This is a genomic window from Dermatophilus congolensis (assembly GCF_900447215.1).
Classification (GTDB): Bacteria; Actinomycetota; Actinomycetes; order Actinomycetales; family Dermatophilaceae; genus Dermatophilus; species Dermatophilus congolensis_A.
Genome location: NZ_UFYA01000001.1, coordinates 2,580,795 through 2,593,190, shown reverse-complemented (window position 1 = coordinate 2,593,190; position 12,396 = coordinate 2,580,795). Strand labels below are relative to the sequence as shown.

The window sequence follows — 12,396 nt, the reverse complement described above, 5'->3', positions numbered from 1 at the left end:
TATCGGAGTAGCCACTACCCTCATCGGCACCCAACCCACCGCCGTGAGAACTTCCGGACAGATGTCTCGAACACCTCACCAACACATCAACCCTGGCCAAGAACACTACGCGTCACAGCACTCTGCTCGGTCAACACACCAGAAATGACATTCTGCGCATCATTGATCTGCTCCACAGTCGACTTCACCTGTACCAACGCCTGAACCACCGACTGCGCGTCAGTCTGAATCGCCGACACCTTTGCCCCAACCTCTTCGGTCGCAGTACTCGTCTCGCGCGACAGTTCCTTCACCTCATTAGCGACCACCGCGAACCCCTTGCCAGCCTCACCCGCCCGAGCAGCCTCAATCGTGGCATTCAACGCCAAAAGATTCGTCTGCTCGGCAATTGATGTAATGGTGTTCACCACATTGCCAATCTCGTTCGACGACTGATTGAGATTAGCCACAATCCGGGATGCCTCATCAGTCAGCCGTTGTGCCTCAGCAGCAACATTCGAGGCCGCAACCACATTCCGCTCCACCTCCGTGATCGAGCTCAAAAGCTCTTCACCAGCACCCTTCGTGCGATCCGCATCACGAATACGCTCCAACGCACTCGAAACAAGGAACGCAGTATTCCGCAACGCCGAGGCCCGATCCTCCGTAAGATCAACATCCTTGGTCGTGAAGAAGTCCATCGTCCCGATGACCTCACCCTCAACAATGATGGGAAGAGACACCCCAGACTTCACCCCCGCACGCTGCGCCGCAGGAGCACGCACACAGTCAGTCACCAAACCCAAATCAGGTTCAAACACCAGATCACGCGTACTCCACGTACGACCAGCAACACCCACTCCGCGAGCAAAACTCGCTTTACGCGTCACCTCACGGAACTCTTCACCTGCAGAACCCGACTCGTACTTGTTCTTCAACGTATTGTCAGCAGAATCCACCTCCCAATACGAGCCATACTCCCAACCAAACTGCGCCCGCACCGTGTCAAGAGTTGCCCGAATCGTCTCCCGCTCACTCGAAGACTCATTCGTTTTCTTCACCACCGCATTAATGGCGGCCATATCGCTCTGCATCTCCACCCGACGCTCAGAATCCAACACCCGCTCCAACGCCTGTGACACCAACTTGGCCACACAACGCAACACCTGCAGCCGCACCAACCCCGGCGTATGTTCCTCATCGGCCATGAAATCCATCGTCGCCACGATCTGCCCCTCCCTAAACAACGGGAACGACACAGCCGACCTCACACCACTCTCATACGCAATCTGCGCACGCGGACAATCCTTCACCGCACGCAAATCCGGTTCAAAAATCAACTCACGCTGACTCCACGCGCCACCCACCAACCCAACACCCTCAGAAAACGCCGCCCCCCGCGTCACCGGGGCAAACCGATCCGATAAACCCCCCGACTCCATCCGGAGCCTCAAAACCTTCTCTTTCGGATCCATCACCCACACCGACCCGTATAGCAAATGAAAACTGTCACGAATCGTCTCCAACGCCACCCGGAAAACATCATCCCCGCTACGCGCACCAGCAACCTTGTCCACCAAGATCTGCAGAGCCTCAACATATCCACGTAGCTCTTCTTCATGTGTATCTGTCTGCAGGGACACACGCGTCCCAGCCGATCTGCCGAAGATCACAGTGGACTCCATTCACGCACGGGTCACAAAACAGATCGACAACCCTGCGCCGACCTACCGCGACAAATCGACCGCACCCACCCAATCTTTAAAACACACAAACACAAGCTGGCCCAGAGCAGAACCACGCCCCGGGCCAGCTATGAAACATCAGGCTTTCTTAGGAGCAGCTTTCTTTGTGGTTGTTTTCTTCGCGGTGGACTTCTTCGCCGGCGTTTTCTTCGCCGTAGCCCGTTTACGTGTCACCGGCCCCTTAGCCCGCTTCTCCGCCAACAACTCAAAACCACGCTCAGCAGTGATCGTTTCCGGATCATCACCACTACGCAACGTCGCATTGGTCTCCCCATCCGTCACATACGGGCCAAAACGACCTTCCTTAACCACCACGTTCTTGCCTGTCACCGGATCAGGACCAAGATCAGCAATCGGAGGCCTAGCCGCCGCGCGCCCCCGCCGCTTGGGCTGCGCGTACAAAGCCAATGCCTCTTCCAATGTCACTGTGAAGATCTGATCCTCCGAATCCAAAGAACGCGAATCCTTCTCCTTCTTCAAATACGGCCCGTAACGGCCATTCTGCGCCGTAATCTCCTCGCCACTGTCCGGATCGACACCAACCACCCTCGGCAAAGACAACAACTTCAACGCCTCATCAAGGCTCACCGTCGCCAAATTCATCGACCGGAACAAACTCGCTGTCCTCGGCTTAGGCTGCTTAGACTTCGGGGTGCCTTCTTCAGGCTCAGGCAAAATCTCACTCACGTACGGACCAAACCGGCCAGACTTCGCCACAATCATGTGACCTGTCTGAGGATCCTTGCCTAGCTCTCTACCATCGTCAGCAGCCAACTCCAACAACTCACGCGCTTTCTGCGGCGTCATCTCATCTGGAGCGATGTCATCATTCACCGTTGCGCGACGTCCCCGCTTCGAGGAATCCCCCTCCCCCGCAGCGCCGTCAACTGGCTCTCCATCTGCAGAGGCAACTTCTTCTACGTACGGGCCATACCGGCCCACACGCACCACCATGCCCTCACCGAGATCAATGGTCGAAATTCCTTTCGCATCAATCTCGCCAAGGTTCGCAACTAGCTCCGCCAACCCTTCATGCGGCTCACGGTCATCCGAAACCACACCATCGTTACCGAAATAGAACTGCGTCAGCCACTCAACCCGACCCTCATCGCCACTAGCAATGGCATCGAGGTCTTCCTCCATCCGCGCCGTGAACTGATAGTCCACCAGCGTCGGAAAATGCTCCTCCAACAGTCGCGTCACCGCAAACGCCAACCACGTAGGAACCAAAGCCTGACCACGACTATTGACATAGCCACGATCCTGGATCGTCGCTACAGTTGCCGCATACGTCGATGGGCGCCCAATGCCCAGCTCCTCCATCGCCTTAACCAACGTAGCTTCGGTATACCTCGCAGGCGGGTTTGTCTGATGCCCCTCAGCTTGAGCATCAGCACAATCCAACTCAACGCCCTCACCCAACTTCGGCAAACGACGCTCCGCACTGTGCTCAACAGCACCCCGGCGGTCCTCATCCCGGCCCTCCTCATAAGCAGCCAAGAACCCCCGGAACGTAATCACTGTTCCACTAGCCGAAAACTCCGCCGACTCAACAGACTCGCCAGCAACCTCAACACCAGCAACCGGCACCGAGACCCGCAAAGAAGCCGTCGACCCACGAGCATCAGCCATCTGTGAAGCGACCGTCCGCTTCCAAATCAGCTCGTACAGAGCAAAATCCTCACCCGTCAACTGCCCAGCCACCTGAGCAGGAGTACGGAAAACATCACCCGCCGGACGAATTGCCTCGTGCGCCTCCTGCGCGTTCTTCACCTTTTTCTCATACCGACGCGGCTTATCTGGAACGAACTCAGCCCCATACATATCCCTCGCCTGACCACGCGCAGCAGACAACGCCGACTCCGACAACGTCGTCGAATCCGTCCGCATATACGTGATGTAGCCGTTCTCATACAGCCGCTGCGCAACCCTCATCGCATTACGGCTGCTCAAGCGCAACTTACGCCCTGCCTCCTGCTGCAAAGTCGACGTCGTGAACGGCGCCGCAGGACGGCGCGTATACGGCTTCTCCTGAACTGAGGTCACCGTCCCCACGCCACCGGAAACCGCAGACGCAATAGCCTGAGCCTCTACCTCACCCAAATGACGAACACCCTTGCCCGTCAGCTCACCAGCATCAGAAAAATCACGCCCCGAAGCCACCCGAACGCCACCCACGCCCGTCAACTTCGCCGTGAAATCCTCCCCACCACCCGAACGCGTTACAAAACGCGCAGACGCATCCCAATAATTCGCCACCACAAACGCCATACGCTCACGTTCACGCTCAACCACCAAACGCGTCGACACCGACTGGACACGCCCAGCAGACAGCCCCGGACGCACCTTGCGCCACAACACCGGCGAAACCTCATACCCGTACAAGCGATCCAAAATCCGACGCGACTCCTGCGCATCCACCAGGTCATGATCAAGATCACGCGTGTTCTGCACAGCCTTCGTAATCGCATCCTTGGTGATCTCATGGAACACCATGCGCTTAACCGGAACCTTCGGCTTCAGCACCTCCAACAAGTGCCACGCAATCGCCTCGCCCTCCCGATCCTCATCGGTAGCGAGATACAACTCATCGGCAGAGCGCAACAACCGCTTCAGCTCCGCAACCTTCGTCTTCTTCTCCGAAGACACTACGTAATACGGAGCAAAGCCATTCTCTACATCGACCGCGAACTTCCCGAACGGCCCTTTCTTCTCCGCAGGCGGCAACTGACTCGGCGTCGGCAAATCGCGAATGTGCCCCACCGAGGCCTCAACCTCGAAACCAGCACCGAGATACCCGGCGATCGTCTTCGCCTTAGCAGGCGACTCCACGATGACCAACTTGGTCCCAGACTCAGCCACGATCCACTTCCCACTTCCCGCAGAAACTTCTCACGAACACTTCAGGTCTTCTCACAAACACACGCGCCCCCGGACGAAACAACGCCACGACTAGTCAACGCGCAACGACCGTAACGCCTTCGCACCCCCGCAGACACTGCGGCGACACGCTCACAAACCACACAACTGCACTCACAGTAGAGCGCATACACCGCACAAACACGTCAAGACAGACGCAGAAAACCACCTGCCACAAGCTCACGCACCACCGGCAACGCCTCAGCACACACCTGTTCCACAGACTCATCCATCAAAGCCGCAATCGCTACCACTGACTGCCGCAACGTCAAATCACCATCAGCCACGTCCACCACCGCGCACACTTGTGGCGAGACACCCAACGCACGACGCAACGATCCTCCCTGACGCACCACAATCGCCGCAGGATCACCACACCCAGGCAACATATGCTTCTCAATCGTCACATCGCCAGCAACCTTCAAACGCACCTCCAACAAAGCCTCATCATCCAACTCCGCCAAACGCGCCCGGACTGCCAAACCATCCCGCACCGACTCCCCCATCGGCAACGACACAGGCCCACGCACCTCCATCAAATCCCGGAATGGCTCACGCTCACCCACAGGACGAGCCAACATCACCACCCCAAAACCAATCCCCTCCACGCCACGCTGAGCAAAATCTTCCAACCACGCTGAATACAACGACTCATATTGATACGAACCGGGAACAAACCCACCATCACGCGCCCACGTTGAGGCATACTCCGCCGGATCCTGCACATCTCTCTGCACCACCCACGCATCCAACCCCGTCCCAGCCAACCACTCCTGCAACCGATCCGACCACACCTGACCTTGCGAAATCTCCCAATTCCCAATGAAATGAGCAACCCCACCCGGATTCAAAAACTCACCAACCTGCCCCACCAATGTCTTCATCACCGAATCCCCCGCCAAACCACCATCCCGATACTCAAATACCGGCACCCCAGCCACCCGCGGCGTAATCACATACGGCGGATTACACACCACCAAATCGAACCGCTCACCCGCCACCGGCTCAAACAACGAACCACAACGCACATCCCACTCCACACCAGCCAACGCCGCCGTAAAACGCGCAAACGCCAACGCCCGCTCCGACACATCCGTCACCACCACCTCATCGGCATGCGCACCCAAATGCAACGCCTGCACCCCACTACCCGTACCCAAATCCAAAGCACGACCAACTCGCGGACGCGACGTCCACTGCGCCAACGTCACCGACGCGCCACCAACACCCACCACATGATCCGTAGCCAACGGCCCGGACCCAAAAGCACCAGTCACATCCGAAACCACCCACCACACATTCTCCTCATCGCCATACGGACGAAGATCCACCCCTGCCTGCAACGCCGCACCCGCACGACGCACCAACCCCAACCGAAGCAAGCCATCCCCACCAACAGAAGGAAGAGCAGCGTCAACCTCTGCGAAATCCACCTCCAAACCCAACGTAAACAACCGCACCACCACACCCGTGGCGCCACCACATTCACGAGTCTTCAACTCCGCAGGCAACACCTCACCACGCCGCAACGCAGCCGAAGCCACTGTCCCCAAATATGACTCCACGCCCTCAACCGTGAAATCACACGCCAACAAATCAGCGCGCAAAGCAGCAACCAACTCAGGAACGACAACCGGCGGAACAAAACTCATGCACACAGTTCACCACGGCTCACCGCACCCTCACCTACCACTCATGCACGACCTCCCTCCGTCGGACGATGACGCCCCTGCGCATCCAACGACGGCAATGCCCTGCTCTTAACCAATTCCTGCGCCACCACCCGCAACTTCAAATTCAGATCCTGTGAATACCTCCGAAGCACCGAAAAAGCGGCTTCCTCATCCAGCCCAAACCTCTCCATCAAAATGCCCTGGGCTAAACCGATCACATGCCGCCCAGCCATCGCCTCACGAAGCCCCTCCTCCGTTTTCGTCGCAGCAATCGCAACCGAAGCTTGCGAGGCCAACCTTGCCCCGACTACACCATGAGACTCCCCAAAAGCACCAGGAACCGAGTGATAGAGATTCAGCGCTCCCAAAGTTCCATTCAACGTCGCCAACCGCAGCGACAACACGCTTCGGATACCCAACTGCGCCAACCCGCGACACCAAGGCTCCCACCGCGGGTCCGTCAACGTATCGACAATCAAATACACAGCCTCATCACCGATGGCCTCTAAACACGGCCCCGATTCCAAATCCAACTGCAACCGATCAGCCTGAGAAGCCAACTCATCATCAGCCTCCGCAGCCTCTACATGACGTTTAACAACCAACATTGCGCCACCACGCTCAGCTTCAACGACCTCCCGGATCGTCTCCAAAGCGGTGCGCAACGCCCCTCTTGTGCCGTCCGCCGACGAAAGTTCCAACGCAAACTCAGCGAAATCGAAAGTGCCCATACCTGAAAAGAGACTCCTGATGCACTGCGCAAACCGCAGTCTGTGCCTTCGCGACACGGTCTCCTGCACCCGGCCACCTACGGGCATCGACGGAAAGCAACAGCCGAAACACCAGTCGCGGCTCTGCGCACACCAGTCGCAGCCCTACGCCCGGCCACAAAAACAGCCCGACAGGCACGAGGAGAACTCCCTCATCACGAAGCGGGAGTGGCACAGAGGCTTGACCACTCAAATCAATAGCCGTCGAACGGTCATACACTCGACACCGCACGAACGAATGAGAAAAAACACACGCTCCACACACTGCCGCAACGTTGGAATTCCAACGTAAACAGACCAACTGGCCACCGGCGACGACCAGCACCACCAGACACGACGACCAACGAAGTTTACGATTCGGTAGCCGACAGCACCAAGCGGCCACCAAAATCGCACCCCAAAACACCACCCACATTCGCTGCCTCAGCAGCTTCTCTCTCGTCTCACAAAGAAAACATCTGGCTCAAACGTCCCCACCAACTACAATCCATCCCCGGCTCCAGCTCAGCGAACGCCTGCCCGCGCTTCAGCTCGAGCCTGATAAAAACCAAAATGCGGCAATGAACCAGACAAGTTAACGACAGCTGTCACCGCCACCTCTTTCCCACTCACCCGGCAGGAAGACAGACGCGCATCATTCTTCTGAGCAATACTGCGACCTCGACGGCATGCATCGGCTCCAGAACCACCAAGAACAAGAGACTTAGCCGCCCCTACAGCAGCAAGATCTGCAGCTGCAGTCGCACGATGCGAAGCAATGACGGCAGCGCCGACCATCATCCAAGCCAAAAAAAACCGTGATAACTAGTCCAACAATCCCAAGGACGAGAACGGTGCCTGAGCCACGGTCTCGTGCATCAACAGCAGCTTTCCTCAACGATTGAGTCAGCATCGAATTCACACCTGACCCAGCCACGAAATATCAGTAGGAAGAACTACCGAGCCGAGACGACGACCAGAAATACCTACCGATTCATCTGGAGCGCTGGCGCTAGCACCAGCATGAAGCTGCTGAACCCATGCAACACGAGCGGGAGCAGTAACAGTCACCCGCATTTCTTTGCCTCGCGCAACACTGATACGAGATCCCGTCGGCGCGGTTTGTTCAGCTAGCCGCACAGCCACAGCTGCGTTGTCGCCACGTGCCAGAGCACGCGCGCCAGAACGGGCGGCATCAATGCATCGCACCTGATCCATAAGAACACCGAGCAGGACCGCAACCACGGTAACGAGAATCATCACGGCGGGTGTGGCCAGAGCCAGTTCAGCGGTGCTGTAGCCAGCATCGCGTCGATTTGTGTGGTTGAGGTCCTGCGCGGTGCTTTTCATCGGTTAATTCACTTGCCCTTGGATTTGATAGCGCCGGTAATTACTTTCTGTAGCTCTGCCTGGATAGTTCCGGACTTGACGATGGCCAGGAGAACACCGGCGAATGCAACGGCAGCGAGGATGCCGACAGCGTATTCAGCGGTGGTCATGCCTGCGTCATCGCGGTTGCGGAAGCGTTCGACGGCGCAATGGACATAGGTAGTGACCGTGGCAGCGCTAGTAGCCATGGCTTGGTCGAGACGGGAGCGGATTGTGGTGGTCTCGGCAGATGCGAGGGTCATGGTGTTCTCCTGATGTGGGTTGCGCGGCGGTGGCCGCGGAATTTTCTTGTGCCCAACTCGAAGGGCACAAAGTCCATGGTTGGTTGCGCGGGGCGTCGGAATGCTGGGCTTAGCTGTCTCTGGGGATAGCGGGGCGGGTTGTGCACATCCGAAGGCGCTGGAGAGCCTTAATGGCTGAGGACGTCTCCGGTGATGGCGATGACGATGGGGACGACCGTGGTGAGGATGAAGGCTGGGAGAAAGGCAAGCCCCAAGGGGAGAACAACTCGGACTGCGAGTTTGGCGGTGGCTAGTTCTAGGCGGGCTTGCTCGGCTTGTCGAAGGTCGTCGGCAACGCGCAAGAGAAGGTCTGCCGGGGCGACGCCTGCGCGGCGAGCCAGGAGGAAAGCGCGAGCAACGGGAGTCCATGCCTCAGGCAGCGCTGCCCACGCTTCGCGATCAGGTACTCCCCAACGGAGAGCTGAAGCCACAGAGAGTAAGTGAGCACCAATCGCATCGTGTTGTCTGGTGCCGACCGCTTCGAGGGATTCGATGACTCCTTTGCCGCTGCGTAGAGTCATGGCAAGGAGCATGACAGTGCCTGCGAGTGCGTCGGCTCTAACGGGGGGTGCTGTGTTCTGGGTGGTCTGGGTGTGGCGTGCGAGCGCTTGTAGGTGGCGGTTGTGGGTGGGCCAGGCCAGGAGGGCTAGGGCAGTGAGGGTGGCGATGACGAGGGTCATGTGAGTACCGGTCCTGCAAGCGTGTGGGTGATGAGGTGGTTGACCCAGGTGCGGCCGATAAGGATGAGGATGATGCCAGCTGCCAGAGCTGCCCAGACGAGGGGAGTGGTGCTGTAGACGTGGAGAAGATCCACGCCCAGGAGTAGGCCTAGCAGGGGTCCTGTTGCGGGTAGGAGAGTAAGAAGTGTCATGGTGGCTTTGGCGCCGGCGATGGCTGAGCGTGTGCGTTCACGTTGGTCGCGGCGGTCGCGCAGCACTCGGGTAGCGGTGTGAGCTGCCTCTGCCAGGGGGGTTCCTGTTTCTTCGGAGAGAGACCAGGCTCGGGCTAGGAGTGCTAGTTCGGGGTTGTTGATGCGGCGTGCGGCTTCGCTCCAGCCTGCGGCGAGGCCTTCTCCCATACGTGCGCGGTGTTCGACGGTGGTCAGGGCGTCACCAAGTTTGCCGGTGATACCTTCTCTGGCCAGTGCGAGGGCTGCTGCTGGTGGTAGTCCTGCGCGGAGGGCTCCGCTGAGTGCTTCAACAACGTTGAGGAGATCTTTTTCGATTCCGGTGTGGCTGTCTCGGTGGCGTTGCTTTTTCCAGGCGGTGAAAGCGTGTCGCGGCGAGGTAGGGATGTGGTTTGGGTGGGTGTTGGTGGGATGTTGGGTGGGCCAGAGGGTGATGGCTGTTCCGGCGAGCAGCGCGGGTATCCAGGCAGAGATCATGGGGTTCTCCTGAGCCAGGTGGGGTTGGTGAGGGGTATTGCTGGGGTTGGACGTTGGGGTCGTGAGGTGGGCACTGCCGGGGTGGGGGGTGTGTGAGTGGCGGGTGTCTCAGGTGACGGTGCAGGGGTGAGGTGCTCGGCAAGAAGTTCTTGCAGGAGGGTCCAACCTGGTTCTTGGGCTCCGCGAGGTGTGTGGGGGGTGTGGTGTTGATTGGAGGTGTCGCCCAGGTGTGGGTTACGTAGCGCAGTGCGGACGTGGAGTTCGTCATTTTCGGCGTGGAGGAGGCCGATGCTTTCAACAATGCGGTGGGTAGGTGTGCGGCGTAGGTGAATGACAACGGACAGGGCTGATCCGAGTTGGGCGCGGACGGCAGCTGGGGTCATTCCGGCAAGTGCGCCGAGTGCTTCGAAGCGGGTGATGACGTCGTGGGCGCTGTTGGCGTGGATGGTGCCACTGCCTCCTTCGTGCCCAGTATTGAGTGCGGTGAGCATTTCACGGACTTCGGCGCCGCGAACTTCACCGACGACGAGGCGGTCGGGGCGCATGCGCAGGGATTGACGGACGAGGGCGACCATGTCGACGGCGCCGGCACCTTCGACGTTGGCTGGGCGGGCTTGCATGCGTACGACGTGGGGGTGATGGACGGCTAGTTCACGGACGTCTTCGACGACGAGGATGCGTTCGTCGGGCCGGGCTTGGGCCAGGAGTGAGGCGAGGATGGTTGTTTTTCCGGTGCCGGTGCCGCCGGAAACGACGAAGGAGCAGCGGGCAGCAACGATGGCGCGCAGGATGTCGGCCCATTCAGGCGGCATAGATCCGAGGGCTACGAGGCGTTCAAGAGAGACGACGTCGGCGCGGGGGATGCGCAGGCTGATGTGTGCGGCGGAGTCGACGAGGGGAGGTAGGACGGCGTGGAGTCGGATTCCGCCGGGCAGGAGGCCATCGACGTATGGGCTGGCTTCGTCGAGGCGGCGGTCGGCTAGTCCAGCAAGGCGCACTGCCAGTCGGCGGACTGCGTCAGGGTCGCCGATCTCTATCTCGGTGGTTTCGAGGCCGTTTCCTCGGTCAATCCATACGGTGTCGGTGCCGTTGACGAGGATGTCGGTGACGCCGGGGGTGGTCAGGAGGGGCTCGAGGGGACCAAGTCCGAGGGTGGCGGCCCGTAGAGCGTCTCGGGCGTGGGCAGCGCCTTGTTCTCCTAGCAGGCGGCTTTCGTCGTGGGCGACGGCGTCGACGCGTGCGGCCGTGGGCCCCCGGCCGGCACGGATGTGGTTCCAGATGCTGGTGGATGTGGTGGGGGCGCTCATGCGGCTGGGTGTCCTTGGGTGAGAAGGGTGCTCAGGAGTTGGTTTGCTGCTTTGGCGAGGTGTCCGCGTTGTCCTGGTGGTTCGCCGTGGAGGAGGTCGCGGTGGCAGCGGGGGTCGTCGGTGACGCGGGCAGCTAGGGCCAGGCCGAGGGTGGATTGGATGGTTTCGGGTAGGTGGGTGGCCCCTTTGGGGGTGCGTTGGGCTAGCCACCAGGTGGGGCCGGTTTCGGGGGCGGTGTTGGTGATGGCTGTTGCTGCGGCGAGGGATTGAGGGCTGTGGCCGACGAGGAGGACGATGTGGTCGGCTCCGTGCCAGGGGCGGGGGTCAAGGGTGGTGGCGTGGGGGGTGGTGTCGTCGGCAGGGGGTGCTGGGCGGGGGCGACCAGCGTCGATGAGGACGAGATCGGTTCCGGTGGTGAGTGCTTCGAGGGTGGTGTGGTCGGCTTCCTCTGGGATGTCGGTGATGAGGTTGTTGGAGTGGGAGAGCACCCAGATGTTTTTTTCGTTGGGCAGTTCGCGCATGAGGAGGTCGGCGGGTAGGTGGCCATGTGCGCCAAGCAGGTCGGGCCAGCGTGCACCGGGGAGGTGGTCGAGCCCGAAGATGGTGTCTAGACCGCCTCCTGCTGTGTCGCGGTCGATGCAGGCGACGCGGTATCCGGCGGCGGAAGCGGCGACGGCGGTGGCGGCGAGGAGGCATGAGGTGCCGAGGCCGCCGGAGGCGCCGGTGAAGGCGATGGTGGGTGCTTTTCCGCTCATGTCGTCATCGTGTCGGTATGAGGGTGGTCAGTGGCGTTGGTTGGATGGGGTTTGTGGACTGTGGGGCGGGTAGGTGGGGTGTTGTGGATAGGCGGCGGTTTTGCGGTGATTTTCCCGGTAAATGGGTGAGTCCCCGCTGGGGGGACAGCGGGGACTCACCAAGGAACGCGCCTAGCCCCGGGGGGGAGGAGCTGGTGCGCCGCGCTACGACCCGA

At 59.7% G+C, this 12,396-nt stretch carries 11 protein-coding genes; all 11 read right to left on the bottom strand.

All coding sequences use genetic code 11. From position 1 onward, the window contains the following. Positions 1–86 precede the first annotated feature (86 nt). Positions 87–1,664: a GAF domain-containing protein gene (locus tag DXZ77_RS11385; RefSeq protein WP_115032269.1), complete on the bottom strand. Its 1,578-nt coding sequence runs from the start codon at positions 1,662–1,664 to the stop codon at positions 87–89. Between the two features lie 138 nt (positions 1,665–1,802). Further along, on the bottom strand, positions 1,803–4,589 hold the full coding sequence (gene topA / locus DXZ77_RS11380; RefSeq protein WP_115032267.1) for a type I DNA topoisomerase: 2,787 nt from the start codon (positions 4,587–4,589) through the stop codon (positions 1,803–1,805). Between the two features lie 200 nt (positions 4,590–4,789). Next, a complete protein-coding gene (locus DXZ77_RS11375) occupies positions 4,790–6,295 on the bottom strand; it encodes a DUF7059 domain-containing protein (RefSeq protein WP_115032266.1) in 1,506 nt (501 codons plus the stop codon). 41 nt (positions 6,296–6,336) lie between these two features. Beyond that, entirely contained in the window at positions 6,337–7,047 is a 711-nt protein-coding gene (locus DXZ77_RS11370) for a GAF and ANTAR domain-containing protein (RefSeq protein WP_051277643.1), read from the bottom strand. Positions 7,048–7,590: 543 nt separating this feature from the next. Next, on the bottom strand, positions 7,591–7,875 hold the full coding sequence (locus DXZ77_RS11365; RefSeq protein ID WP_306747252.1) for an Rv3654c family TadE-like protein: 285 nt from the start codon (positions 7,873–7,875) through the stop codon (positions 7,591–7,593). Between the two features lie 108 nt (positions 7,876–7,983). Then, positions 7,984–8,415: a TadE family type IV pilus minor pilin gene (locus DXZ77_RS11950; RefSeq protein WP_147279293.1), complete on the bottom strand. Its 432-nt coding sequence runs from the start codon at positions 8,413–8,415 to the stop codon at positions 7,984–7,986. A gap of 8 nt (positions 8,416–8,423) precedes the next feature. Further along, a complete protein-coding gene (locus tag DXZ77_RS11360) occupies positions 8,424–8,696 on the bottom strand; it encodes a DUF4244 domain-containing protein (protein WP_306747250.1) in 273 nt (90 codons plus the stop codon). 167 nt (positions 8,697–8,863) lie between these two features. Then, positions 8,864–9,415: a type II secretion system F family protein gene (locus DXZ77_RS11355; RefSeq protein WP_115032264.1), complete on the bottom strand. Its 552-nt coding sequence runs from the start codon at positions 9,413–9,415 to the stop codon at positions 8,864–8,866. Further along, on the bottom strand, positions 9,412–10,119 hold the full coding sequence (locus tag DXZ77_RS11350; protein WP_115032263.1) for a type II secretion system F family protein: 708 nt from the start codon (positions 10,117–10,119) through the stop codon (positions 9,412–9,414). Before DXZ77_RS11350 ends, DXZ77_RS11355 begins: the two co-directional genes overlap by 4 nt. Further along, positions 10,116–11,426, bottom strand: a complete 1,311-nt coding sequence (locus DXZ77_RS11345) for a TadA family conjugal transfer-associated ATPase (protein ID WP_115032262.1) — start codon at positions 11,424–11,426, stop codon at positions 10,116–10,118. The genes DXZ77_RS11350 and DXZ77_RS11345 overlap by 4 nt, the downstream gene beginning before the upstream one ends. Continuing rightward, entirely contained in the window at positions 11,423–12,181 is a 759-nt protein-coding gene (locus DXZ77_RS11340; protein WP_115032261.1) for a CpaE-like family protein, read from the bottom strand. The genes DXZ77_RS11345 and DXZ77_RS11340 overlap by 4 nt, the downstream gene beginning before the upstream one ends. Between the last annotated feature and the right edge of the window lie 215 nt (positions 12,182–12,396).

Bases quoted from the DNA above. Each gene is read 5' to 3' on its own strand.
- DXZ77_RS11385 (WP_115032269.1), bottom strand. From the start codon at position 1,664: ATGGAGTCCACTGTGATCTTCGGCAGATCGGCTGGGACGCGTGTGTCC.
- DXZ77_RS11375 (WP_115032266.1), bottom strand. From the start codon at position 6,295: ATGAGTTTTGTTCCGCCGGTTGTCGTTCCTGAGTTGGTTGCTGCTTTG.
- DXZ77_RS11370 (WP_051277643.1), bottom strand. From the start codon at position 7,047: ATGGGCACTTTCGATTTCGCTGAGTTTGCGTTGGAACTTTCGTCGGCG.
- DXZ77_RS11950 (WP_147279293.1), bottom strand. From the start codon at position 8,415: ATGAAAAGCACCGCGCAGGACCTCAACCACACAAATCGACGCGATGCT.
- DXZ77_RS11360 (WP_306747250.1), bottom strand. From the start codon at position 8,696: ATGACCCTCGCATCTGCCGAGACCACCACAATCCGCTCCCGTCTCGAC.
- DXZ77_RS11355 (WP_115032264.1), bottom strand. From the start codon at position 9,415: ATGACCCTCGTCATCGCCACCCTCACTGCCCTAGCCCTCCTGGCCTGG.
- DXZ77_RS11350 (WP_115032263.1), bottom strand. From the start codon at position 10,119: ATGATCTCTGCCTGGATACCCGCGCTGCTCGCCGGAACAGCCATCACC.
- DXZ77_RS11345 (WP_115032262.1), bottom strand. From the start codon at position 11,426: ATGAGCGCCCCCACCACATCCACCAGCATCTGGAACCACATCCGTGCC.
- DXZ77_RS11340 (WP_115032261.1), bottom strand. From the start codon at position 12,181: ATGAGCGGAAAAGCACCCACCATCGCCTTCACCGGCGCCTCCGGCGGC.